This is a genomic window from Sphingobium fluviale, from assembly GCF_004122115.1.
GTDB lineage: Bacteria > Pseudomonadota > Alphaproteobacteria > Sphingomonadales > Sphingomonadaceae > Sphingobium > Sphingobium fluviale.
This window is the reverse complement of record NZ_SBKP01000002.1, coordinates 62,332-87,531: the sequence shown is the minus strand read 5'-3', so window position 1 is coordinate 87,531 and position 25,200 is coordinate 62,332. Positions and strand designations below refer to the sequence as shown.

At 60.9% G+C, this 25,200-nt stretch carries 22 protein-coding genes; 12 read left to right on the top strand and 10 right to left on the bottom strand.

Going from position 1 to position 25,200, the window contains the following annotated elements:
* The 7 genes from EQG66_RS02830 to EQG66_RS02800 all read left to right on the top strand — a co-directional run bounded on the left by EQG66_RS02830 (window position 1) and on the right by EQG66_RS02800 (window position 9,763).
* Window positions 1-756 (top strand): hypothetical protein, encoded by a 756-nt coding sequence (locus tag EQG66_RS02830; protein WP_129403039.1) that lies wholly within the window; start codon window positions 1-3, stop codon window positions 754-756.
* A gap of 159 nt (window positions 757-915) precedes the next feature.
* A complete protein-coding gene (locus tag EQG66_RS02825; protein ID WP_129403038.1) occupies window positions 916-2,052 on the top strand; it encodes a Fic family protein in 1,137 nt (378 codons plus the stop codon).
* A 7-nt stretch (window positions 2,053-2,059) separates the two neighbouring features.
* A complete protein-coding gene (locus EQG66_RS02820) occupies window positions 2,060-4,123 on the top strand; it encodes a DEAD/DEAH box helicase (protein WP_129403037.1) in 2,064 nt (687 codons plus the stop codon).
* Window positions 4,116-5,309: a GIY-YIG nuclease family protein gene (locus tag EQG66_RS02815; protein WP_129403036.1), complete on the top strand. Its 1,194-nt coding sequence runs from the start codon at window positions 4,116-4,118 to the stop codon at window positions 5,307-5,309. Before EQG66_RS02820 ends, EQG66_RS02815 begins: the two co-directional genes overlap by 8 nt.
* Before the next feature lie 237 nt (window positions 5,310-5,546).
* Complete coding sequence (locus tag EQG66_RS02810) at window positions 5,547-6,845, top strand: SIR2 family protein (RefSeq protein ID WP_164975566.1); 1,299 nt, start codon at window positions 5,547-5,549, stop codon at window positions 6,843-6,845.
* Window positions 6,835-8,838: an ATP-binding protein gene (locus EQG66_RS02805; protein ID WP_129403034.1), complete on the top strand. Its 2,004-nt coding sequence runs from the start codon at window positions 6,835-6,837 to the stop codon at window positions 8,836-8,838. The genes EQG66_RS02810 and EQG66_RS02805 overlap by 11 nt, the downstream gene beginning before the upstream one ends.
* Window position 8,839: 1 nt before the next feature.
* Window positions 8,840-9,763, top strand: a complete 924-nt coding sequence (locus EQG66_RS02800; RefSeq protein WP_245987814.1) for a 3'-5' exonuclease — start codon at window positions 8,840-8,842, stop codon at window positions 9,761-9,763.
* 73 nt (window positions 9,764-9,836) lie between these two features.
* On the opposite strand, the gene EQG66_RS02795 is transcribed toward EQG66_RS02800, so the two are convergent.
* From EQG66_RS02795 to trmB, 6 genes are all read right to left on the bottom strand, one after another.
* Entirely contained in the window at window positions 9,837-10,391 is a 555-nt protein-coding gene (locus EQG66_RS02795) for a toll/interleukin-1 receptor domain-containing protein (protein ID WP_129403032.1), read from the bottom strand.
* Window positions 10,392-10,397: 6 nt separating this feature from the next.
* Window positions 10,398-11,849, bottom strand: a complete 1,452-nt coding sequence (locus tag EQG66_RS02790; RefSeq protein WP_129403031.1) for an SIR2 family protein — start codon at window positions 11,847-11,849, stop codon at window positions 10,398-10,400.
* A 17-nt stretch (window positions 11,850-11,866) separates the two neighbouring features.
* The gene (locus EQG66_RS02785) at window positions 11,867-12,364 is read right to left on the bottom strand and encodes a TIR domain-containing protein (RefSeq protein WP_129403030.1); all 498 of its coding nucleotides are present in this window, start codon (window positions 12,362-12,364) and stop codon (window positions 11,867-11,869) included.
* A gap of 155 nt (window positions 12,365-12,519) precedes the next feature.
* Window positions 12,520-13,362, bottom strand: coding sequence for a hypothetical protein (locus EQG66_RS02780; RefSeq protein ID WP_129403029.1), 843 nt, complete (start codon window positions 13,360-13,362; stop codon window positions 12,520-12,522).
* Window positions 13,363-13,783: 421 nt separating this feature from the next.
* The gene (locus EQG66_RS02775; RefSeq protein WP_129403028.1) at window positions 13,784-14,983 is read right to left on the bottom strand and encodes a tyrosine-type recombinase/integrase; all 1,200 of its coding nucleotides are present in this window, start codon (window positions 14,981-14,983) and stop codon (window positions 13,784-13,786) included.
* A 129-nt stretch (window positions 14,984-15,112) separates the two neighbouring features.
* Window positions 15,113-15,820 (bottom strand): tRNA (guanine(46)-N(7))-methyltransferase TrmB, encoded by a 708-nt coding sequence (gene trmB, locus EQG66_RS02770; RefSeq protein ID WP_129403027.1) that lies wholly within the window; start codon window positions 15,818-15,820, stop codon window positions 15,113-15,115.
* 112 nt (window positions 15,821-15,932) lie between these two features.
* On the opposite strand from trmB, the gene EQG66_RS02765 reads away from it, so the two are divergent.
* The gene (locus EQG66_RS02765) at window positions 15,933-16,340 is read left to right on the top strand and encodes a DUF1761 domain-containing protein (protein WP_129403026.1); all 408 of its coding nucleotides are present in this window, start codon (window positions 15,933-15,935) and stop codon (window positions 16,338-16,340) included.
* Between the two features lie 42 nt (window positions 16,341-16,382).
* Here the strand turns inward: EQG66_RS02765 and metK are convergent, their stop codons facing one another.
* The 3 genes from metK to EQG66_RS02750 form a co-directional block, all read right to left on the bottom strand.
* Complete coding sequence (gene metK, locus EQG66_RS02760) at window positions 16,383-17,597, bottom strand: methionine adenosyltransferase (protein ID WP_129403025.1); 1,215 nt, start codon at window positions 17,595-17,597, stop codon at window positions 16,383-16,385.
* Window positions 17,598-17,664: 67 nt separating this feature from the next.
* Window positions 17,665-19,212, bottom strand: coding sequence for an apolipoprotein N-acyltransferase (lnt, locus tag EQG66_RS02755; protein ID WP_129403024.1), 1,548 nt, complete (start codon window positions 19,210-19,212; stop codon window positions 17,665-17,667).
* An 8-nt stretch (window positions 19,213-19,220) separates the two neighbouring features.
* Window positions 19,221-19,865, bottom strand: a complete 645-nt coding sequence (locus EQG66_RS02750; protein WP_129403023.1) for a YqaA family protein — start codon at window positions 19,863-19,865, stop codon at window positions 19,221-19,223.
* Window positions 19,866-19,960: 95 nt separating this feature from the next.
* Here EQG66_RS02750 and coaBC point away from each other — a divergent pair, with 95 nt between their 5' ends.
* From coaBC to EQG66_RS02730, 4 genes are read left to right on the top strand one after another with little or no spacing between them, the layout of a single operon-like run.
* Window positions 19,961-21,208, top strand: a complete 1,248-nt coding sequence (coaBC, locus tag EQG66_RS02745) for a bifunctional phosphopantothenoylcysteine decarboxylase/phosphopantothenate--cysteine ligase CoaBC (RefSeq protein ID WP_129403022.1) — start codon at window positions 19,961-19,963, stop codon at window positions 21,206-21,208.
* Window positions 21,205-21,666 carry a dUTP diphosphatase gene (gene dut, locus EQG66_RS02740; RefSeq protein ID WP_129403021.1) on the top strand — a complete coding sequence of 154 codons (462 nt, stop codon included), beginning with the start codon at window positions 21,205-21,207 and terminating at the stop codon, window positions 21,664-21,666. The genes coaBC and dut overlap by 4 nt, the downstream gene beginning before the upstream one ends.
* Window positions 21,663-22,436, top strand: coding sequence for a HesA/MoeB/ThiF family protein (locus EQG66_RS02735; RefSeq protein WP_129403020.1), 774 nt, complete (start codon window positions 21,663-21,665; stop codon window positions 22,434-22,436). Before dut ends, EQG66_RS02735 begins: the two co-directional genes overlap by 4 nt.
* Window positions 22,424-22,789, top strand: a complete 366-nt coding sequence (locus tag EQG66_RS02730) for a DsrE family protein (RefSeq protein ID WP_129403019.1) — start codon at window positions 22,424-22,426, stop codon at window positions 22,787-22,789. The genes EQG66_RS02735 and EQG66_RS02730 overlap by 13 nt, the downstream gene beginning before the upstream one ends.
* Before the next feature lie 15 nt (window positions 22,790-22,804).
* On the opposite strand, the gene EQG66_RS02725 is transcribed toward EQG66_RS02730, so the two are convergent.
* Window positions 22,805-25,141 (bottom strand): FtsK/SpoIIIE family DNA translocase, encoded by a 2,337-nt coding sequence (locus EQG66_RS02725; RefSeq protein WP_129403018.1) that lies wholly within the window; start codon window positions 25,139-25,141, stop codon window positions 22,805-22,807.
* Between the last annotated feature and the right edge of the window lie 59 nt (window positions 25,142-25,200).

The window sequence follows — 25,200 nt, the reverse complement described above, 5'->3', positions numbered from 1 at the left end:
ATGGTCGACCGGGTCCTGTTCCAGATGTGGGGGCCGTTTCGCGACGGCTTGATCGCTAGCCATCAGTTCTATGTGTCGGAGGCCAGAACACGCCTGCTGTCACAGTTCGGCACCATGAAAGAGGATGCAGACCGGTACGCAGAGGACTGGTTGGCCAGTCGGGCACCTTACTTCAATCCTGACCGGGATGATCCTGCGGATGCATATCAGCAGGCATGGGACGAAAGCGCCTCATTCTACCTGCAACTCGAAGACCTGCAGAAGGCGACGCGATTGAGCGTGATCGCGGGCATGTACCACGAATGGGAAAAGCAGCTGCGCGATTGGATCACGCGCGAACTGGGTCGGCTTATCCATGGCAGTCACACGCGGGCAGCACTTTGGAAGGCAACCATCGACCAGCTTTTCGACTTTCTGGAATGCTGGGACTGGCCTGTCCGTTCACGCCCCTATTTCCAGCCGCTGCATCAATGCCACCTCGTCGTGAACGTCTACAAGCATGGCGAGGGCATATCCTTTGAAAAGCTGCGCAAGGATGCTCCGCAGTTCCTGAAGCGCGATGATTTCCCCGAGCCGCTGCTGCGTTTTCCGCCTGACTATACCGACCTCACCGTAGCCGACGATGATCTTGATCGGTTCTCCGATGCCATCGTCGCGTTCTGGCAGGACGTCCGGGAAAACACGTTTGCATCGCAGATCAACGATCTGCCGAAATGGCTTGAAAAAGCCATCGAGAAAGACCGGACTGAGGCCTGATCCGCATCCTTCTTCCTGGCGCCCATCTCAAGGCGTGAATTTGACATAGTGATTTTCGTAAGTCAGAAAATGCGCCAAAATCTGAAATAAGGATTTTGTGTCAGCGCGAATCTGACATATGGAAATTCCAATGGCAAATTGAGGGGCGCTTTCTCAAATATGGATCTTTCAGCCTATCAGGCGGGGCGGCACGAACCCCAGCTGGAATATCGCAGCTTCCTGCCAGAAGCGATCAACCATGGCTGGACGATATCCGATCCGCAGGTGCTACAGCTGCTTGGCCAGGCAGACCGGGCGCTTGGCGAGCTTAATGCCTTTGCCCAGCTGATTCCCGACATAGAATTCTTCATACGCATGTACGTGGCCAAGGAAGCCACGCAATCAAGCCGTATCGAAGGCACCCAGACCAACATCGAAGATGCGTTCAAGGATGCAGAGGATCTGCTGCCTGAAGTGCGCGATGACTGGAGTGAGGTGCAGAACTACATTCGCGCCATCACCTTCGCGATCGAAAGCCTGGAACGCCTTCCCCTGTCGAATCGCCTGCTGCGCGATACCCACGCCATTCTGCTCGACGGAGTGCGCGGCGAGACCAAGAGGCCGGGTGAATTCCGCATCAGCCAGAACTGGATAGGGGTGAGCCTGAAGAATGCAGCCTTCGTTCCGCCGCACCACGACCACGTGCCGGAGCTGATGAGCGACCTCGAAAAGTTCCTGCACAATGCCGAGATCATGGTGCCGCCGCTGATCAAGATCGCGATCGCGCACTACCAGTTCGAGACGATCCACCCGTTCCTTGATGGCAACGGGCGATTGGGCCGGCTGATGATCTCGCTCTACCTTGCCTCGGAACGGTTGTTGGTGAAGCCCGCGCTGTATCTGTCGGACTACTTCGAGCGGAACAAAACGGCCTATGTCGACCATATGATGGCCGTGCGCCAGGGTAACCACCTGCGCGATTGGCTGATCTTCTTTCTGCACGGCGTAGAGGAAACCGCTCGCGCGTCAGCCGGCGTGTTCCGGGCGATTCTGGCGCTCAAGGAGAGGATCGAACGCGAAGTATTGCCCCGTTTCAGCCATCGTCGTCAGGAAAATGCCCAACAGCTGATGCGCAATCTCTATGCTCGCCCAGTCGTCGACGTGAAGGCCGTCACCGTGATGCTGTCCACTACGACCAATACGGCCGCCTCGCTAATCAGTGATATGGTGGAACATGGCGTGCTTCTGGAGGTGACAGGTCAGAGGCGAAACCGACTCTTCCTGTTCCACGACTATCTCGAACTGTTCCGAAAGTAATTGCCGCATGGCTGATGAAAAGATCATTCCCGCCGTCTCCTTCAAGACAGCCCACACCGGCGCATCGGCGAAATCGGACGAGCTGGGCATGCGGCCCATGCAGGCGCGCGCCTATGAAAAGCGCGGCGAGCAATACCTCCTGATCAAGTCGCCGCCGGCCTCGGGCAAGAGCCGCGCGCTGATGTTCGTTGCGCTCGACAAACTGGCCAATCAGGGCGTCTGCCAAGCGATCATCTGCGTGCCCGAACGCTCGATCGGAGCAAGCTTCGGCAGCGAGCCGCTGAGCAAGTACGGTTTCTATACCGACTGGGTGGTCGCTCCGCAGTGGAACCTGTGCAACACACCGGGCGCCGACGATCCCAAGGTCGCCAAGTCCAAGGTGAAGGCGGTCGGCGAATTCCTCACCAGCGATGCCAAGGTGCTGGTCTGCACCCACGCGACATTCCGCTTTGCGTTCGATGAATTGGGGGTCGAGGCGTTCGACAACCGCCTGGTGGCCATCGACGAGTTCCACCACGTCTCCGCCGATGCCGGCAACCGGCTCGGCGCCCAGCTTGCGCAGCTGATCGGGCGCGACAAGGCGCACATCGTCGCGATGACTGGCAGCTATTTCCGGGGCGATGCGATTCCCGTGCTGGCTCCGGAGGACGAGACCCGGTTCGAGACCGTCACCTACACCTATTACGAGCAGCTCAACGGGTACGAACACCTCAAGGTGCTCGACATCGGCTACAGCTTCTACACCGGTCCCTACACAGAGAAGATTTCGGCGCTGCTGGACCCGACGGTGAAAACCATCGTCCACATCCCGTCGGTCAATTCGAAGGAAAGCCTCAAAGACAAGCACCGCGAGGCCGAGGACATCATGAACCACCTCGGAGATTGGCAGGGTGTCGATCCCGAGACAGGCTTCCACCTGATCCGCACGACGGCTGGTCATGCTATCAAGGTGGCCGATCTGGTCGACGACGATGCCGCCAAGCGAGACCGGGTGGTTTCGGCGCTCAAGTCTCCCAAGGCGCGCGAAAACCGCGATTTCGTCGACGTGATCATCGCACTGGGCATGGCGAAGGAAGGCTTCGACTGGATCTGGTGCGAACATGCCCTGACCGTCGGATATCGCTCGAGCCTGACCGAGATCATTCAGATCATCGGCCGCGCCACCCGCGATGCCCCGGGAAAGACCCGCGCCCGCTTCACCAACCTGATTGCGGAGCCGGCGGCGGATGACCCGCTCGTGGTCGATGCGATCAACGACTACCTGAAGGCAATTGCGGCCAGCCTGCTGATGGAACAGGTGCTGGCACCGCGCTTTGATTTCACGCCCAAGGACGCCGGCCCCAAGCCGGGCTTCGACTATGGCGAGGACGGCTACAAGGAGGGCGAGCTCAACGTCGGCGTCAATGCCCAGGGCCAGATGCATTTCGAGATCAAGGGTCTGAAGCTGCCCACCAGCATTGAGGCAACCCGCATCTGTCGTGAAGACCTGAACGAGGTGATCGCCAGCTTCGTGCAGGACAAGGCTGCGCTGGAGCGCGGCATGTTCGACCCGGAAGTCGTGCCGGAGGAGCTGACCCAGCTGAAGATGGGCAAGATCATCCGGGAGAAGTACCCCGAACTTAGTGCAGAGGACCAGGAGGCGGTGCGCCAGCACGCAATCGCCGCCATGACGCTGACTCAGCAGGCGAAGGCTGCGATTGGCGGCGCCAGCGTCGATGGTGATCTCAAGGCCAATACCGCATTCATCGACGGCGTGCGCAAATTCGCGCTTAGCGTCACCGACCTCGACATTGATCTCATCGACCGGGTCAATCCTTTCAGCGCGACCTACGCCGTGCTTGCCAAGGCGATGGATGAAAAGACGCTGTTGCAGGTCCAGGCAGTGATCAACGCCAAGAAGGACAAGCTGACCTACGAGGATGCCCGCGCGCTGACCGAGCGTGCGCTCGAGTTCAAGCGCGAGCGGGGCCGGCTGCCCTCGCTGACCTCGCAGGATGCCTGGGAGCGCAAGATGGCGGAAGGCGTCGCCTTCCTCCAGCGCCATGCGACGAAGGCAGCCGCTGATGGCTGAATTGAGCGACCTTGAACTTCTGGCGGAACTAGGCGTCGAGACGGCAACGGAGCCTGCGCGGTCGCTGACCCCGCTGCAGGAGCGGATCATTGCCGGGTTCGAGGATATTCAGCGTTTCGTGACCGAACACGGCCGCCTGCCGCAGCACGGCGAAGATCGTGATATTTTCGAGCGGCTCTATGCCGTGCGTCTGGATCGCCTGCGCGCTCAACCCGAAGCTCGCGAACTGCTGGCGGCGTTGGATACGGGTGACATTCTCAACAGCTCCCCTCTCGTCGCCACGGCACCAGTAGGCCTCGATGATACGGCCCTTCTCGCCGAACTGGGCATCGAACCCGGTGCCGACGACGACATCTTCCAGCTTCGCCACGTCACCCCGCGGGCCGAGAAGCGGGCAGCCGAAGAAATCGCTAACCGCGAACGGTGCGAAGATTTCGACACGTTCAAGCCGCTGTTCCAACGGATTCAGGCCGATCTCGAATCGGGAAATCGCCAAGCCAAGGTGCTCGACCAGACCGAGGTGACGCTGGCGGAGATCCAGCCCGGAAATTTCTTCATTGTCGGCGGTCAGCTGGCCTATGTCGCCGCTTCGACTGACGAGTTTGTAACGCAGTACGAGCGCAAGGACCGCCGGGTCCGGGTAATCTACGATAACGCCACGGAAGCCAGCGTCCTGTCACGTTCCTTCCAGAAGGCGCTATATCGCGACGAAACCGCGCGCCGGATCACCGAACAAAGCGCGGGGCCGTTGTTTGGCGATACCGCTGAACCCGATGATCTCGCCAGCGGGACCATCTATGTGTTGCGCAGCAAGTCGGCCCATCCCTATGTCGATGAACATCGCGAACTGATCCACAAGATCGGTGTGACCGGCCAGCCTGTGGCGAGCCGGATTGCAAATGCAAGGAACGACCCGACCTTCCTCCTCGCTGACGTCGAGGTTGTGGCCGAGTACCGGCTCTACAACATCAATCGGGCCAAGCTGGAGAACCTGATCCATCGCGCGCTTGCGCCAGCAAGGCTCGATCTCTCTGCCGGCGACCGCTTCGGCAAGACCGTTCAGCCTCGCGAATGGTTTCTAGCGCCGCTCAGCGCGATCAATGAGCTGGTCACCAGGATCAGCGACGGGAGCATCACGGAATACAGATATGATACCACCAATGCCCGGTTCATTCCGGCAGTGTGACGCGAGGACTTGTGGTTTGCGGCAATGATTGCGGACAGTCCGGAACGTCTCCTTACGGAGACGTAGATTGGGCTAGGGGACATTCCAGCACATCGGTGTCGGCCTTCAGGCCGGCACCATCTGAGACGTTTGCGGTCACGTTTTGGCCTTTAGGTGCGGACCGTCAGTTCTTACGATAGCGACATTTGGGTGCGGCGGTTCGATATATTTAAGCGCCAGACTCTAAGGGGAATGTTTATGGCGGATAGCGAGGCCGGCGCAAAACCTACTTTCAAATTCTTGCGCGGAGGTGAAGCGGCGAGCGCAACGCTCGACTGGAGCACGGGGCCGGAGCAGGTCCGTAAGGCAGTTAGCGAAGCGATGAACGCGCGCAACGTCGCAGTCTTGCTGGGCGCCGGGTGTTCGTCATTATGGTCGGAGGGGCTTGAGCGCGGAATACCGACCATGGCCCCACTCGCAAAAGAATTCTGCGGATATCCCAAGCCGCCAGAGTATGACGATGACCTTGAGTTAATTCCGTCGCCGGCTTGGTCACTCGATCAGGCCGATGTTGATTTCCTCAAGAAGCTCGGTGCCGAGCTTGATGGAACAGAATATTCGCGCAATCTCGAACGCTTGATGGAATTGCTATTCAGCCTACGCTTCGTGTTCACGCGAAGCACGAAGACTGAACATGCTGCCAGCAGCGAAAAAGTCGAGCTGATCATCAATAAGGTGAAGAGCTTCCTCTGGGAACGGTGTACAGATGGTCTGTTTGCCCATGGAGACACTGCTGTCCTCACGCTCTACGAATCATTTTATCGCAAATTAGTGTTGCGCGACCGGTCGCTCCCGCGCCCTTGGGTTTTCACTACCAACTACGATTTGTTCAGCGAACGCGCGATGGACCGGCTCGGCCTGCCCTACGCGAACGGCTTCTCCGGTGTTGTCGAACGCCGGTTCAACCCAGCTACGTTTCGCTACGCGCTTGCCGAGCAACTTGATATCGCCAGCCGGAAATGGTCAGCTGTCGATGGCTTCGTCTATCTGTGCAAGCTGCACGGCTCCTTGAGCTGGACCGAGGACGATCACGGACTCTTCCCCGTTCGCGAGCTTTGGCCCCAAGATAGCCCGGCGCGGATGATGATCTACCCGACGCCGGCTAAGCAGAATTCGAGCCTTGGTTCGCCCTACGCCGATCTGTTTCGCGAGTTTCAGTCGCGGATCGTGCGTGAGCAGAGCGTTCTCATCACCGCCGGCTTCGCGTTCGGTGACGAGCACCTCAATCACATCATCTATCAGGCCCTCACTATCCCCACGTTCCGGCTTATCGTCTTCGCTGATCCGGCGTCGAACGGTGAGATCGGAAAACTCCGAGACCTGGCAGATCCAAGGATCTGGATCATCGGGGGTGACGCCCCGGACGGTAAGCGGGCGCACTATTTCGACAGCATCGTCGAACACTTCCTGCCACAGCGTCCGACCGAACGGATCGACGACGCCGTGCAGCGTGTCCTTGAAACGATGAGCGGCAAAGGAGGAAACGGTGAGCAGTGACGATCGCAAGCGCGCGATTGGCAAGCTGATCTCGGTCGCAGCGGACAAGTTTGTCATCGAGATGCTTCGCGGCACGGATAATTTTACGGTCGTCGGGTTCGATGACATTCACTACGTCGCACGGCTCGGGTCATTCCTAATGATCCCCGCTCAATCAGACTACGTTGTCGCGGAAGTGGTCGGCTTGCGCGAGCGCGACAGCAGTGCGACTAAGGACGACGGTGACGCGCTCGATCGTGCGCAATCCGCGAAATATCTCGACGTCGTGCCAGTAGGCATGTTGCCTATGCAAACCAAAGGCAAGTTCCGGTTTGGCGTCTCGGTCTTTCCGTCGCTCTTCGCGGACGCCCTCTACGCGCTCGACTCCGAGCTCGACCGCATCTTCGATACCGACGGCGATTGCGTTCCTTCAGTGGGCTACCTTAACAATCCTTGCGCCCCTCCAGAAGCGACCCGGATGCGCAACCTCGGAATCGGGCAGTCGGTGATCTTCGAAGACTACCAAGTAAAGGTGCGCATAGACGATTTTTTTGGCGGCCATGTTGCGGTCCTCGGCAACACGGGAAGCGGCAAATCCTGCACAATCGCTTCCGTCCTCCAAGCGCTTTTCGAAAAGGTGGATGAGCACCATGCGCGCGGCGCGACGTTTGTGGTGCTCGACGTCAACGGCGAATATCATTCCGCGTTTGACGAGATCGCCAAGGGAGGCAAGATCGGCGTCGAGCGGGTGATCCTCGATGGATCGGCGTCTCCGAACCGATTTCGCCTTCCGCACTGGTTTCTGGATTTGTCAGAATGGGAGCTGCTCCTCCAGGCGAGCGAGCGAACTCAGTTACCAATCCTCCGGATGGCACTCGGGCTCTCGACCTTGTTTGGCCAATCGCAGGGCGCTCAGCTAAACGTCTATCGCAATCACATCTTGGCCACGTGCATCGCTCAGATACTAAGCGATGAGACCCAACCTGGTGCAAAGGAAACAAGAATCCGTGGCATTCTGCAGCGATTTAGGACGCAGGAAATCAACGCCGCAAAGATCGGCGCGTGGATCACTGTAAGCTATGGCAATATGCCAGGCCTACAGAGTGCCTACGTTTATCTCGCCGGTACCGACGGTAGTAACGGCTTTATTGATCCGGATCTGAAGTTTCCTGATTATGATGGCTCGCCGTTCGATTTCGCGGTTCTAGGTGACGCGATCGATTTGGCGATCCTATACCAGGAGGCGCACGGCAACCGCCAGATCCGAGACTACTGCTCCCAAATGGTGACGCGGTTCAAGGCGCTAGAGGAGAGGTCGGACTATGCCTTTCTGCGACACGAAGCTTGCGCGGGTGGAGAACCCTCTGCGTTTATCGCGGGCCTTTTGGGTTTGCAGGCCTCAGGCACGGTCCACACCAAGACTGCTCAGATCATCCTAATCGACATGAACGCCGTTGAGGATGAAGTCGTCGAACTCGTCAGTGCCGTGACTGCCCGGATGATTTTTCGCCAGCTAAGGCGAGCCGATCCACGCAACCGATTCCCGGTTCACCTGCTGCTCGAGGAGGCGCATCGCTACGTCGCCTCGGTCCCATCAAAATATGCCATGGACGCCGGCAAAATTTTCGAGCGGATATCGAAAGAAGGCCGGAAGTACGGCCTCTTCCTTTTGGTAGCTTCACAACGTCCGAGCGAGTTGTCGAAGACAGTGCTGTCTCAATGCTCCAACTTCGTGGTCCACAGGATTCAAAATCCTGATGACCTCTCGCAAATTCGCCAAATGACCCCGTTTATTTCCGATAGCGTTCTGCGTCGCTTGCCGTCGTTGCCAAAGCAGCATGCGCTTGTGTTCGGAAATTCGGTGAACCTCCCGACCACTTTCAAGGTCAGGAGCGCCGCACCGCTTCCAGCGAGCGATGACGCCAAGATTGTCGATCTCTGGTTCCACGAGGAGGGGCGTCCTTCCGCCTTACAACTGGGACCGACCGTCGGCGACGAGGTTGCGGCAAACTAGCGTGGTGTCCGACTCCTCGCTTGAAGCGCTCGCCGCGCACCTCGAGGCAAGCGGCAATTATCGTGTCCTTCGGCGGCTGCCAGATCCGCCAGATCCGCCTAGTAGCTTCGTGCCAATGCCGCACTTAAAACGGGCAATCTTTCTCGACGTTGAGACCACTGGACTTGATCCGAACCAAGACGAGATCATCGAACTCGCGATGGTGCCGTTCTGGTATGACGGCGCCGATCGTGTCGTGGGTATCGGATCGCCGCTGACGGGGCTGCGTCAGCCGATGAAGTCAATCCCGGCGGAGGTTCAACGACTAACCGGCATCACCGATGCGATGGTCTACGGGCACGCGATTGATCCTCGGATGATCGCAGCATTCGCTACCGACAGCCTCATCATCGCCCACAATGCCGCATTCGACCGGCGTTTTGTCGAGCGATTCTGCCCTCAGTTGGCGGACAATCCTTGGGCCTGTTCGATGGCCGAAATCCCTTGGGCGATGCACGGGTTTGAAAGCACTAAACTTAGCCTCCTCGGTTTAGCGCGTGGCTTCTACTATGACGGACACCGGGCGGTGCACGACTGCCACGCCGGCATAGAGCTTCTCTCGCGCGCCCTGCCGCTCGGAAGCGGAGACAGTGCGCTCAAGTCGCTACTGATGTCGGCACGATCAACTACGTGGCGATGCTGGGCAATCAACTCACCGTTTGACAAAAAGGACATCCTGAAGGCTCGCGGCTATCGATGGGCTGACGGTAGCGATGGCATGCCCAAAGCCTGGTGGATCGACATAGACGAGGCGGCTTTTCCCGGTGAGATGGCCTTCCTACGCACGAGCATCTACGGTCGCTCGATACAGATCAGCATGAGTACTTTGAACGCATTCAACCGCTACTCTGACCGTCTGAACGTCACCGGATACGCTCTGCCATGATAATCGACGACCCATCAGCCCATCGGCAATCCTTGATACGCGATCGTAGCTTCCTGAATGGCGTGGGTGGATCTCAGTATCCCCGTAGCCATTTCCCGAGCTCGGTCGCCGTGTTCGACTTTTCGTCGAGCACCATCCAGACATCCCCGTCGTAACCGTTCAACTTTCCCCACACGATGCGGTCGTAAAGGCCAAGATACTCCCAAGACGCCCACGATTGCTCATAATGGGAATCCGACGCGGGGAAGAGCGCGATGTGCGCTGGAAGCTTGACACCATCGGCGATGCCCAGTTCCCACGGCACCCAGCGGCTGTCCTTACTGTTGGTACTAGCCAGAAGAACGAACCGGCTCGTGTCGCGGATGCGTGTCTTGAGCAGCGCGGCGGTCTTGGCGCTCGTGTAGGGCGGCATCTCGGGATCGATTTCGTCCACGTATACTTTCGCACCATGGTTCTCGAGAACGCTGATAGCGCCGGCTACCAGCTCGTCGTCCTTACTTGAATGCGAGAGAAAGGTTGATCCTGACAGGGACCGCGAAGCTGCGGCTTTCCGCAGGTTCGTCGCCCGCTCCGGTCCCATTTCGCGCGCGAAACGCCTGAAGTCATCGCGTGACGCATACAATGCCATTTCGGACTACGCCCGCTTGTCGATGCGCGTGAGGATCGAGGATACGAGTTTCACGATCTCCGCGGCCGAGATGTCCGCGCGGGCAAGTTCGGTCAGTTCCTCGTCGGTCGGGCGCATGGCACTTCGGCCCGTAGCATCTATCGTCGAACCAATGAGGCTGTCCGATATCTGAGCGGCGGCGCCTCCGGTCGAGCCGATCGGGATGACGAAGCAGTCCGCGGCCTTTGCAGCCTTGAATTCGTCTAGAACCCCACCGGCCACGATCGCGGAGTCCGCGCCGGGATCAATCTTCATCCCCCCGATGAACACCACGACACCAGCTATCCGAGCCAACTCAGCGCGCAGCGCAGTCCACTGGGCGCGGTCCGGCGCCGCGCCGGGGATCGGCTGGGGGAAGGGCCGTGCGATTAGCCGGCGCTCGAGATCCCAGCCGCCGCTGGACCTGAGGGCATCGAGAAACCCGGCGATGGATGCGGAACCGACCACGAGGCCTGCTCCGCTGACGAGATCCTGTCCGCGATCGCCGATGAGTTTACCGACAGCCTGCGCCACTCCGTAAACCCTCGCGATGTCGTCTCCCGCCTCTGGGGGCCAGCTGCCGCTGACCCACACCCGACGGGCGGCGACGCGGCGCTCGACTTGCCGGAGGAGCTCGGGGACCTCGGCGTAATCGTCTATCTCCACCACGACGAGGCCATATCGTTTGAGATCCCGGCTCCAGAGCTTGTGCTGCGTGCTGCGCGCCTCGAACTCGGCCTCCGTCTTATAGTCCTCCCGCTGCGGCGGGCGGACGATCGCGAAGTGCTCCGGGGGTGCCGACGTGAAGCTCTCGCGGATGAGCGACAGCACATGCCGGATGTTCGGATCGGTGAAGCTGATGCCGAGAAAGAGCATCGACATACTGGAGAGATGAGCTTGCAGGAGCGGGAGAAACGCCCCGCGCTTCGACCGGTAAAGCTCATAGTCTTCCGTGGAGATCACGACATCGTCGAGCCGTTCGATGGAGCCGTGCATCTTGAAGAGGCGGGAGGCCCCGGGCGTCGCGCGCAGAGCCAAGTCGGCCGCGCCGGAGACGGTATCGATCGGACGGTTCACCGACCCGAAGGCTCGCTCGACCAACCGGTCGTAGTTGGTGGTCCAGATGAACTTTACAGGAAGCCTCGAAATAATCTCCAGCGACTCCGGTACCGGATGCTCGACGCCGATCTTTTCCTTGATGACGTTGCGGACCTGTGTGGCCGAGCCGTTCTCCTGGATACTCCATTGGGCAAGCGCTGCCAGATCGTGCAGCTCACCCGACTGAACGCCGAGTTCCTCGCCGACTTCGGTCAGGAGCGATGCCCACGATGGATAGCCAGCTCCCATGGAGACGCCGGCGCCGACGAACACGGCGCCGAATCCACCGATCAAAGCCTCTGGATAGTCCTTCAGGAACCGCTTCGTCGTCGCCGCGACCATCTTACCGCCTCCCTGTGTCAGTTGCGGCCGCGGATTGCGATCGCGTCCTCGATCCACTGCTCAATGCCGCTCGCGATCGAGGCATATGTGGACTTGCTGTCTGTGCCGGTGGGCGTGACCAGTTGAACCACCGAAGACAGCTTACGGCCTGAGTCGCCGAAGGTGATCTCGTCGAACGGGTTTGCTCCGGCGACCGACGTCTGGCTGTTGCGGTCCAGCAGCTTGTTCACCCGGACGCCAACGACGCCCTTGCCGTCGTTCCATGCTTTAACGATCTCGTGTTTGACCCAGGGGCGGGCGGCAGTCTGTGAGCCGACCAGCACGACGACGCAGCTCTTGCCGTACATGTTGTCCGCGATCCATTTTTCGATAGCTGTCTTGCCCTTGCGCTTCACCTCTTCCCAGGCGTTGGGAGTGCAAAGGGGCTGTCCTTCGAGTGCTCCCATGTTCCTGATCTGCTGGGTCCGCCAGAAATCGTTGTCGAAATGGAAGCTGAAAAATACACGACGAGCCACGCAATTCTCCCTCTTAGCTAATCTTCGCTTAATCTGAGTCGTCAAAGTGGATTGCAAGTGTAACGAATTATATTTTTACACGATATGGTCATGTGATCCGCCAAGAGGAAGATCATCTTCTGGTGGTTGTCAATATTTCTGCGAACATCTTTCGGTCACGCGAACGTGGCTAGTCGTCCTGAAGGATCGATTTCTATCGCGCCGCTCCACTTGCCGGGTACGGCGGCCAGGTCGTCCGAGCAGTGGTCGGTGCCGATGAGCCTTGTCCAGAATATACAGACTGGGGCGGTGACCCGCTTGCCCCAGCCCGCGAGTTCGATACGCGCCTTCACCTCGATGCGCCGCTGATCATTGTCGAATCCTGCGAATAGTTCGAACCGGGAGCCGTCGTCCATGACGACCGCAGTGTCATGCATGAGCGCGGTGACGTAAAGGGTAAGGAAGTTGCAGTTGGCATCAAACGCGGCGCGCTCCACGGGCCGGAGTGCGCCGGCCTTGGTGAGGAGGCCGGCTAGTTCGCTGCCGACCTGTTCGTCCGTGAAGGCCGGGTTCCAGATGAATGCGCCGGCGAGGTAGTTAAAGACAGCTTGCTCGCGTTTGGTCACCTTCTCGAACCGGTCGGCCTCCATCTTCCTAATCGCCTGCGCGAGCACGGACCTCACGACTTCCCGTCGCAAGCCGAGCCGAGCGTCTAACTGCGCGTCCGTTGTCGTCCGGAGGTTGGCGGCGCAGATCCGTTTCGCCTTCGCCAAATCGGGAAATCGTCCCTCACCCTGGTGAAGCCACGAGTCGAGGCTCAGGTGGATATCGCGGACCGTGTCGGTCACCGCGCCCTTCTCGCGCTGATCTCGATGTGCGACGAAGTCCCCAATCTCCCGGATCGAGGCTAGGCCGTGGCATCGATCGCGGAGGCCAAGGAAAATCCGATCAAGGTCCGCTACCCGGCAGTCCCCTCGGATGTAGCGTTCGATGCGCTGGCGGAGTTCGGTCGGCTTCATGACGGCAGTTTATCAGCTTATAAGACTGGAACATAATGAAAACATCTGCCTACCGGACTTACACTGCCAGATCGATCCACAGACGCGGAAAGGCGATATGAGGCAGGCGCCGGGGCGGGTGAATGTGGTCCGTCGCAAGCGACTTCGAACTCTCCTCGGCAAGGTCGGAGATGACGAGCTCAACCTATCAAGCTGAAAGACCGCCCCAAAACGCGAAAAATGATAGGATTGAACCTCAAGCCACCAAATTCTGTGCAATTTTCAGCTTACTTTGCGCCTACTGCAACCTAAATCAATCACGCGGAAGCAGAAAAAGCGACCTTTGAAGATCACTTAAGTTAAAAATTTTCATGGTAATAAACAGATACGATGAGAGGGATTTGAACCCTCGGCCCCAGCCGAGGCATCTGGTCAATGATTTTCAACCCGCGAAAATCGTCGTCAGATGATCACTCCAGGCCTGCAAGGCGTCTCTCTTTTCGTCTCGCCAGTCGTGCCGCTGATAGATGCCCGCCACGCCAGCTTTTGAACCGCCGACATGGTTCAGGACAGCCTCGGTCACCTCGAACCGAACGCCAAGACGCTGAAAACCGGTGGCTAGGGTGCGTCGAAGGTCATGCAATCGCCACGGCGGGAGCGGGCGACCGTTTGCTTCTCCGACTAACCGGTCAAGTTTGTCCTTGCCTTTGGCATAGCCTGTAAATCCTGCGCCGGTTGAAGTCGGGAAGACGCGGCCATGATTGGGCCACTTATCCGCCTTGGCGACCAGATCCAGTTCGGCGATTGCCAAGTCATTCAGCGGCACAGTATTTGGCTCGCCATTCTTGGTGCGGTGGCTCGGCAGGCGCCACTCCCGTGCCTCATGGTCCAATTCGTCCCAATAGAGCCCGGCCACCTCTTCACGGCGCTGGCCAGTCACGATGAGCAGGCGGACGATTGGGCCAAAGCATCGATGCGTTTTGGGGGCTTGTTCCCAGATATGTTTGAGTTCGCCATCGAGGAGCCAGCGGTCCCGCGGCTTGACAGGAGGCGGCGTTTCCATGCCCTCCATTGGGCTGTGCAGTATGTCACCTCGGCTTACCGCCCATTTGAACAGGCGCCGAAGGACAGCAAACACGTTGCGCTTATTCGCAGTCTGCTCCTCCGGCATGCGATCGAAGACAGCCACCACATCGGATCGCGTGATTGTCGGCAACGGCTTATTGCCTAGGACTGGTTTGAGGTGGAGCCGGATGGAGCGGTTGACCAAGGTCTTCCAGCCCTTGCCCTTGCAGGCAGCGCTGAAGGTATCTGCATATTTCGAGAACGCGAGGTCCACCGCTTCCCGGCGTCGCTTCTTGTCTTCCTCCATCGGGTCGATGCCGCGCGCGACGAGAATGAGAAGGCGGATGGCCTCTTCGCGGGCTGTGGCAGGAGTCCAGGGCGAGCCATTGGTGCCGATGGTATAACGGCGTGTCGGCGATTCACGGCCACCCATACGAAACTGGATAACGTAGGACGCAGCCCCGGACGCTGCGACCCTCACCCCGAACCCCTTGAGATCTTCATCCCAAAGGAAGCCGGTCATCCCGCTCGATTGGAACGCATCAAGCGTTCGTTTGCTGATCCTGCCGGTTGCCATTGCAATACCTCGTGTACCGCAAAAGTAAGCACCGTGCAATCACCGTGGCGGAAATCGCCGGATAGCGCGGCGTGCAATATCGTATATAACTATATGAATTTTAACGATTCATAAAAATAAGCCATTGACCTATTTTCGTTTCCAGCGGAAGTACCAGACCTCGTGCCCCTGCTGTCGGGCCTTCGCCTCATAGCGCGTTTCGGGCCAGCCGCCGGGTCGGGTAAGAAAATCCTGCGGCTTTTCACACAGCCATTCAAAATCCGCTCGCCCGTTCATCACCATCAGCGCCCAGCGCAGATAGACCGGATGATCGGTGCCGAAGCGAAACTCGCCGCCTTGCTTCAATTTGGCGGAGATCAGGTCCACCGGCCCCTTGTTCATCATCCGCCGCTTGGCGTGGCGCGCCTTCGGCCACGGATCGGGGTGAAGCAGATAGACGAAGCTCAATGCCCCGTCGGGCACGCGCGCCAGCACATCAAGCGCATCGCCATGATGGATGCGGACATTCGGGATGCCCGGCTTCTCCGCATCGCCATGTACATGGCCGAGCGCCGAGGCAACGCCGTTCAGAAACGGCTCGCAGCCGATAAAGCCATGATCGGGCAGCATGTCGGCGCGATAGGCCATATGCTCACCGCCGCCGAAGCCGATTTCGAAATGCAGCGGGCGAGTTTCACCGAACAGGCGCTCCGCCGTCACCGGCCCCTCTGGCGGAACCGCGATCTGGGGCAGAAGATCCTCCACCAGCCTATGCTGAAACGCGCGCAACGGCTTGCCCTTTGAGCGGCCATAAAGGCGGTTGAGTGTGGTCGGGTCGCCCGATTTATGCGCGGTCATGGGGCGGCCGCATAGCCTGTGATGCGCCGCTTGGCCAGATGTGCATTTGGCGCGCGCCTGTGATATCTGTGCGCCGCCGTCGGTGGGGCGGCAAACAAACAGGAGGGATGCTATGCGAATTGCGGGAATAAACGCGCTCGCTGTGCTGGTGGCGACCGTTGCAGTCTATGCGGTGGGCGCACTGATCTATGGTGTGCTTATTGGCCCTGAAGTCTGGATGGAAGGGGCTGGAATAACCAAGGAACAGATGGATGCGGTGGGCATGTCGCGCATGCCCTACAGCCCGATAATGCCGTTGATGACGGCCATTGGCCTTGCGTTGCTCTTCAAATGGGCCAGCGTAAGTGGCCTTGGCAACGGGATCAAATGGGCATTGGTGGTGGCGTTTGCGTCTGCCGTACCGACGTTGCTCTATGGCTGGGTCTATGGCGTTGGACCATTTCATGGCACGCTGATCGACATCGCGCATCTGGTGATCGGCCACGGCGTCGCGGGCGCGATCCTCGCAAGCTGGAAATGATCCAGCGGAGGACGGGTTGAAACCCGTCCCCGGCAAAGTGCATTAGGCGAGTGCGGCTTTCAGCGCATCGGCAAGGTCGGTGCGTTCCCACGGGAAAAAGTCGCCATCCGCCGTGCGGCCGAAGTGGCCATAAGCCGCCGTGCGCTTGTAGATCGGCTTGTTGAGGCCGAGACCTTCGCGGATGCCGCGTGGGGTAAGGCCGCCCAGACGCGCGCCCGCAACCTTGGCAACGGCTGCTTCGAGCACATCGTCCGCCACGGTGCCGGTACCATGCGTATCCACATAAAGCGACAATGGCGAGGAAACGCCGATGGCATAGGCGACCTGAATGGTGCAGCGGCGCGCGAGACCGGCAGCAACGATGTTCTTGGCGATGTAGCGCGTCACATAAGCGGCCGAGCGGTCGACCTTGGTCGGGTCTTTGCCCGAAAACGCGCCGCCGCCATGAGGAGATGCGCCGCCATAGGTATCGACGATGATCTTGCGCCCGGTCAGCCCGGCGTCGCCATCAGGTCCGCCGATCTCGAAGCTGCCGGTGGGGTTGATGTGATAGACGGTCGCGTCGGACAGCAGCTCCGCGGGCAGCAGCTCGGCCACTACGCGCTTCACATAGGCGTGCAGCTCTGCCTCCTTGTCGCCCGTGTCATAGCCCGGCGCGTGCTGGGTGGAGACGACGATCGCGGTCGCGGCGACCGGCTTGCCGTTCTCGAAGCGCAGCGTCACCTGGCTCTTGGCGTCCGGCTCCAGAAAGGGTGCTGCGCCCGAATGGCGGTCAGCCGCCATGCGCTCCAGGATCTTGTGGCTATAGTCCAGCGTCGCGGGCATCAGATCGGGCGTTTCGTCACAGGCAAAACCGAACATGATGCCCTGATCGCCCGCGCCTTCATCCTTGTTGCCGCTGGCGTCCACGCCCTGCGCGATGTGCGCGGACTGGCCGTGGAGGTTGTTTTCGAAGCGCAGTGTCTGCCAGTGGAAGCCGTCCTGCTCGTAACCGATCTCGCGCACGGTGTTGCGTACAGTGGCTTCGATCTCCTCACGCGCGCCGGGCGCCCATGCGCCGTTTTCATAGACGCCCTTGCAGCGGATTTCTCCGGCCAGCACCACGAGCTGCGTGGTCGTCAGTGTTTCGCAGGCGATGCGCGCCTCCGGATCCTTGGAGAGGAAAAGGTCGACGATGGAGTCGGAAATCTGGTCCGCCACCTTGTCGGGATGGCCTTCGGAAACGCTTTCGGAGGTGAAGAGATAGTTGGAACGCATGGTTTTCCCAGTCACTAAGGTGTTGCTGTGTCTGCGTATAAAGAAATCTTTATGTGCGCTTGGGGCTTTAGCTTCGCGCAAAGCCTCTGGCAAGCACCATCGCGGTTAACGCTAGCAACGCTGCGAAGATCATCGGCAGGATATTGCCGAAACGGGCGAAGAGTGTGGGCGGCAGGCCGCGCGGAAGCAGCGCGTTGATCGCGCCCGCCTGCTGGTGCGGGATGGATGCGATCAAGCGCCCGCGCCCGTCGATCAGGGCCGAAATGCCGGTGGGGGTGGAGCGGATGACCGGAATCGCCTCCTCGATTGCGCGTATGCGGGCCTGGGCGAGATGCTGCGGTGGACCCCAACTCCCGAACCACGCGTCATTGCTGGGATTATAGAGGAAATCAGGCCGATTAGCGCCATCGACCACCTGTCCCGAAAAGATCATCTCGTAACAGATCTGCACGCCCATTTTGAGCGGAGGGCGCGCGTTTGCGGCGGGAAGGGGAAGCGAGCGTGGACCCGGCCCCGGCCAGAAATCCGCGTCACCCGGCACAAGACGCGACAGGCCCAGCGGCTCCAGCAACTCGCGCATAGGCAGATATTCGCCATAGGGCACCAGATGTGCCTTGTCGTAGCGCCCAAGGATGCGCCCACCCGCGCCGATCACCCACGCGCTGTTCGCCGCGCCAATGAGGGTGCGGCCGGTATAATCGCTGATCTTATCCTCTCGGAAATAGGGCTTGGTGCCGCCCAGCATGAGTATGTCCGAAGGGCCAACCAGCTCCCCCACGCGATCCCGCCATTCCGGCTCCACATCCAGCCATGCCGGGATCGCCGCCTCCGGCCAGAAGATGAGGCGGGGCTGGCTTTGGCGGGGCGCACCTGTGAGCTGCGCGAGCTTGGCGAAGTTGACCAGCTCCAGCGCAGGATCATATTTCTCGTTCTGGTTGATATTGGGCTGGACGATGGTGACGGCGATGCCCGATGGGCGCGATCCGCCCGGTAGGCTCGCCGTGCCCAGGATCGCCAACGCACCTATGCCCGCCAGCACCGGTCCCGCGCCATGCCATTGTCTGCGGGCCAGCGCCAGCACGCCGCCCGCCGCAAGTATCGCCAGCCCGGAAAGCCCATAAGTACCGATCCACCGTGCCGCCTGATCCACCCCGGTATCGAGCCAGATCATGCCCAGAGGATCCCACGCGAAGCCGGTAAAAATGGTCGCCCGGCCATATTCGCTGAGGATCCACAGCGCGGCGAACATCGGCGTAACCAGTAGGCTTCGCCACCGTCGCCGCGCCAGATGCAGGGCCAGAACCGCCAGCCCCGGATAGACCGCGAGATAGAGCGCCAGCGCGACCACTGCGCCATAGCCGAACCAGTGCGGCATCGCATCCTGATAGGCGAAGGCGTGAGCAATCCAGTTGTTGCCGACCGTGAAATGCCCCAACCCATAGCTCCAGCCGAGCATGAAGGCTCCGCGCGCGCGCTTCACCCGCTCAGTCAGCGCCATCAGGGCCGCTAAAGCGATCAGGCTCACTGGCCACCAACCCAGCGGCGCAAAGCCTGTCGCCGCCAGCGCGCCCAGCAGCATCGCGGCGATGAGGGGGTGGCGCTGGATCAGGCGCATGGGCAGCTTTAGCGTTGAACTGTCAGCGGAGGCGCATGGCTGCACTTGTCACCCGGCTTGGCTTGCTTGTCACCGGAAAGCAACCCGATCGCAAGGAAGCCCGCCGCCACCAGCACAAGGAACGCGGCCGAAACCCACGCCAGATATTTCTCGATGAACAGCTTGATCGGTGCACCGAACTTCCAGAACAGGAACCCCACCGCCATGAACTGAAACGCGCGCGACAATGTGCTGGCCCAGATGAAGGTGAACAGGGGCAGCGCGATGAACCCGGCGGTGATCGTGATCAGCTTGAACGGTATTGGCGTCGCGCCCTTTATGAGGATGATCTCCGCACCATATTCGCGCAGATAGCAGGCGGCCACCGGGAAGCTCTCCGTCAGGCCCAGCACAGACAGTAACCACGCACCGACGCTGGCATAAAGAAAATATCCGATCGCATAGCCAAACAGCCCACCCAGTACCGAGGCGAGCGTGCACACAAAGCCAAACCACAGCGCCCGCTGCGGCTTCGCGAGGCACATCAGCCCCAGCAGCGGGTGCGGCGGAATCGGAAAGAAGCTCGATTCCATAAACGAGATGGCGAACAGCCAGCGGTCCGCATGGCGGTGCGCGGCCTTGGCGAGCATCCATTGATAGAGGCGGGTCAGCATGCTGCGCTGCACCTAGACGAAATCCGCCGCCCACGCCAGATCGAATATGCGGCACCGGCTCGACTTGCGGTTGCGGTGCGGTTAGAGATAGTATCATGACCGGCCCTCATATTCTCCTCATCGTTTCCGGCGGGATCGCCGCCTATAAATCGCTGGAGCTGGTGCGCTTGCTGAAGCGCGACGGCATATCTGTGCGCGCGGTACTGACCAAGGCAGGCGCGGAGTTCGTGACGCCGCTGTCGCTCGGCGCACTTACCGAGGATCATGTTTATTCGGATATGTTCGACCTCAAGGACGAGCGCGAGATCGGCCATATCCAGCTCTCCCGCCAGGCAGACCTCGTCGTCGTCTGCCCCGCAAGCGCAGATATCCTTGCAAAGATGGCAGCGGGCATGGCGGACGACTTGGCAACCACGATCCTGCTCGCCACCGACAAGCCTGTATTTGTAGTGCCTGCTATGAATGTGCGCATGTGGGAGCATGCCGCTACCCAACGCAACATCCGCCAGCTGACCAGCGACGGCATAATCGTTATGGAACCAGACGAAGGCGACATGGCCTGCGGCGAATGGGGCAAGGGCCGCTTGCCGGAGCCGGAGGTTATTGCGGGCGAAATCCGGCGGCTGTTGAGCAGGGGCGAGGGCAGCGCAATCCCCGTGCCGCCGCAGCGCCTGCTTCCTGCCGCCAACGGACCGCTTTCGGGCATGCATATCCTCGTTACCGCCGGGCCGACGCACGAACCGATCGACCCGGTGCGCTATATTGCCAACCGGTCCTCTGGGCGACAGGGCTTCGCCATTGCCCGCGCGGCAGCGGATGCGGGGGCGAGGGTCACGCTCGTCTCCGGGCCGGTCGATCAGCCCACACCGCGCGGGGTTACGCGCATCGACGTGCAGACCGCACGCGAGATGCTGTCCGCTGTTGAATCCGCCTTGCCCGCTGACGCCGCGATCATGGTTGCCGCCGTGGCGGACTGGCGCGTGGAGCAAGAGGCTGGACAGAAGCTCAAGAAAGACGGCTCCGGCGCGCCCGCCCCTCTGCCGCTCACCGAAAACCCCGACATCCTGGCCACGCTCGCGATATCGGTGCAGCGCCCAAAGCTGCTGGTCGGCTTTGCGGCGGAGACAGAGCATGTCATTGAGCATGCCAAGGTCAAACTCGCGCGCAAGGGCTGCGATATGATAGTCGCCAACGACGTGTCCGCAGGCGTGATGGGCGGCGCGACCAACCGGGTACATCTCGTGAGCGCGCAGGGCGTCGAAAGCTGGGACGAGGCCTCCAAGGATGTCGTCGCGGCCCGCTTGATCGCCCGCATCGCCACACAGTTGCAGGACAACGCATGACCCAAGCTATCACGATCGAGATCAAGCGCCTTCACCACGGCGCAAACCTGCCGCTGCCCGCATACGCCACCGAGGGTGCGGCGGGGATGGACGTGGTGTCCGCCGAGGATGTCACACTGGCTCCCGGCGGCCGCCATGCGGTGGCGACCGGTTTCGCGCTGGCCATCCCTGATGGCTATGAAATTCAGGTGCGCCCGCGCTCAGGCCTCGCGCTCAAGCATGGCATATCACTGCCCAATACGCCGGGGACCATCGACAGCGATTATCGCGGCGAGCTGAAGATCATCATGATCAATCTGGGCGATGCGCCGTTCGTGATCCAGCGTGGCGACCGCATCGCACAGCTGGTGGCGGCGCCGGTGCAGCTTGCCCGGTTTGCGGAAGTCGAAACACTGTCAGATACCGCGCGCGGTGAAGGCGGTTTCGGCTCCACCGGCGTTAAGGCAGCGGCATCATGAGCCTCGATGATCCACTGCTCGATCGCTACGCGCGGCATATCGTGCTCAAGGAGATCGGCGGCGTGGGGCAGATGCGGCTGATGTCCGCCCATGTCACGATCATCGGCGCAGGCGGGATCGGTTGCCCCGCGATCCAGTATCTCGCCGGCGCGGGGGTAGGCACCATACGGGTGATCGATGATGATGTCGTCGCACTCTCGAACCTTCAGCGCCAGACCCTGTTCGGCAGCGACGATGTGGGCGCGCCCAAGGCAGAAGCAGCGATGCAGGCGGTGGCGCGGTTGAACCCGCATGTGAAGCTCATCCCCATCGTCCAGCGCCTCGATGCCCAAAACGCCGAGACGCTGCTGCGCCATTCCGATGTGATCCTCGATGGGTGCGACAATTTCGCTACCCGCCTCGTTGTGAGTGACACCGCGACGCGGCTGCGCATCCCGCTGGTTTCTTCCGCCGTCGGGCAGTTCGAGGGGCAGCTCGGTGTGTTTCGCGGCTGGGAGGCGGGCCAGCCCTGCTATCGGTGTTTTGTCGGTAACGATCCTGCCCGCGCGGACGCCAGTTGCGCCGATCAGGGTGTACTGGGTGCGCTCACCGGCGTGATGGGCAGCCTCGCCGCGCTGGAGACGATTCGCGCGCTGGTGCCCTTTGGTGACGACAGCGCGGGCAAGCTGCTGATCGCTGATCTGATGGCGCTGCGTTTCCGCACGCTGTCCCTGCCTGCAGACCCCGGCTGCCCGGCCTGCGCCGCCGCCGCAGAGCCATGCCCGGCCTGAACTTCGTTGTCCTCACCGACGATGCGGAGCGGCTGCGCGGCGCGCTCACGCTGGCGCTGGCGCACGCGGCACTGGGCGGGGAGGCGCGGCTTTTTCTGCAACTCGATGCGGTGCGCCTACTCACGCCGCCGCTATCCGCCCCGCGCGATGCCGATCATGCGGCGCACGGCCTGCCGACGCTGGCGGCGTTGGTGACGGAAGCGCTGGACGCGGGCGTTGCGATCATCGCCTGCCAGAGCGGACTGGCGCTCGCCGGGCTGGCAGCGGACGCGCTCGACCCGCGCATTACCGCAGGCGGGCCGGTGTCGTTTTTGCAATCGATTGGCCCGGAGGGCCGGCTGAGCGTCATCTAATCCGCCCCACCCGCGCTATATAGGATTGCCCATTTCGTCGCGCAGCACCTCGCGCCGTCCGACATGGTTGGGCGGGCCGACGAGGCCTTCATCCTCCATCCGCTCGATCAACCGGGCCGCGCTGTTATAGCCGACGCGCAACTGCCGCTGGAGCCAGCTCGTGGATGCCTTCTGATTTTCAAACACCAGCTGGCATGCCTTGCGATAGAGTTGGGCGTCGGCGCTGTCGTCACCAAGATCCACGCCATCGAGCGCGAAGCTGCCCTCTTCCGGTTCTTCTGTAACAGCTGATATATAATCCGGCCTGCCCTGCCCGCGCCAGTGATCCGCCACCAGCCGCACCTCGTCATCCGAAACGAACGGCCCGTGCACGCGCATCAGGCCTTTGCCGCCCGCCATATAGAGCATGTCGCCCTTGCCGAGCAGCTGCTCTGCCCCCTGCTCACCCAGGATCGTGCGGCTGTCGATCTTGCTGGTGACGAAGAAGCTAATCCGCGTCGGCAGGTTGGCCTTGATGACACCGGTGATGACATCGACCGAGGGGCGTTGCGTCGCGAGGATCAGGTGGATGCCCGCCGCGCGCGCCTTCTGCGCGAGGCGCTGGATCAGGAATTCCACCTCCTTGCCTGCCGTCATCATCAGGTCCGCCAGCTCGTCGACCACCACCACGATCTGGGGAAGGATCTGGTAATCGAGCTGCTCTTCCTCATAGATCGGCTGGTGCGTTTCCGGATCATAGCCGGTCTGCACCTTGCGGCCCAGCGGCTTGCCCTTGGCGCGGGCGGCGCGCACTTTCTCGTTATAATTCGCAAGATTGCGCACGGAGATGGACGCCATCATGCGATAGCGGTCTTCCATCTGCTCCACTGCCCATTTGAGCGCGCGGATCGCCTTGGCCGGCTCCGTCACTACCGGGGAGAGAAGGTGCGGAATGTCATCATAGATGCTGAGTTCCAGCATCTTCGGATCGATCATGATGAGGCGCAGCTCGTCCGGCGTCATGCGATAGAGCAGCGATAGGATCATGGCGTTCAGGCCGACGGACTTGCCCGACCCGGTCGTGCCCGCGATCAGCAGATGCGGCATCGGCGCAAGGTCAGCCACCACCGGCTCACCACTGATGTTCTTGCCCAGAATAATGGGCAGCTGCGCTCCGTTACCCGCAAACGCCTCGCTGGTGATCAGCTCGCGGAAAGAAACCCCCTCCCGCTTGGCATTGGGCAGCTCGATTCCCATCACCGTGCGGCCCGGAATGGTAGCCACGCGGGCCGACAGCGCGGACATATTGCGCGCGATATCGTCCGCGAGCTGGATCACACGGCTCGCCTTGATGCCGGGCGCAGGCTCCAGCTCATACATGGTGACAACCGGGCCGGGACGCACCTCGGTCACATGCCCTTTAACGTGGAAATCGTCGAGGACAGATTCCAGCAGCCTCGCGTTGCGCTCCAGCGCGGCCTTGTCGATCTTGCCGCCGGTGCTGGGCGGCACTTCGGCGAGCAGCTCCGGCGAGGGCAATATCGCGGGGCGGGCGGATGCACTGCCGAAAAGATCCTCTTGGCGCGGCGCGGCGCTGGCGGCGGAAACGGCGCGTTGCGGCGCTGCCTGCTCTGGCGACTGGATGCGGATCGGCGGCTTGGGATCGGCAGACACCTGCGCGCGCGGGCCTCCAGCGGCGGGGCGCTGCGGCTCGTCAGCTTCATCGTCCCATGGCGGCGAGGCAGCACGAGAAAAGCCCAGCCGGGGCAGCTTTATTCCGCCAAGAGCAAACAGCGGCCGCTCCAGCTTCCACGAACGCACGCACAGCGCCATCCCGCCCCCTATGCAGGCGATGAGTAACACCCATTCCGCCGCCCGGCTCCACCCTCCGGGGATCAGCGCAGTGAGGTTCATAGTCTGGCGGGCGAACAATTGCGCCAGCAAACCACCCCGGCCGGCCGGCAGACCGACCGGCGCGCCGGGCGCCATCAGCTCCAGCCCGATGCCGACCAACAGGATGCCTCCCAGACAGCGGCCAATTTGCGTACTCCAGCCTGCCATGGCATCGGCAATCCACAACCGGCGCGCGAAGGTGGCGATCAGTGGCAGCAGCAAAACCACTCCCAACCCGCCAAGCCACAACAGAAAACCGGCCATATGCGCACCGGGCAGACCCATAACATTCCCCACGGCGCCACCTGCGGCGGTATTCATCGAGGGATCACTCTCCTGATAGCCTAGGAGAGCGAGCGCTACAAAAAGCGTCAATAACCCCAGCAAGATCGAGGCAACAATCACCGCCGCCCTCATCATGCTGCGTTTCAGCATGATGCGCCAGTCCGCAGTGCGCTTTGCCGGAGCGCGGCTCGCCATGGTTCGTCCCCGCTTTTCTCGATTTGTTCCGTGCGCGACAATGCCCCGGCACAGGACTC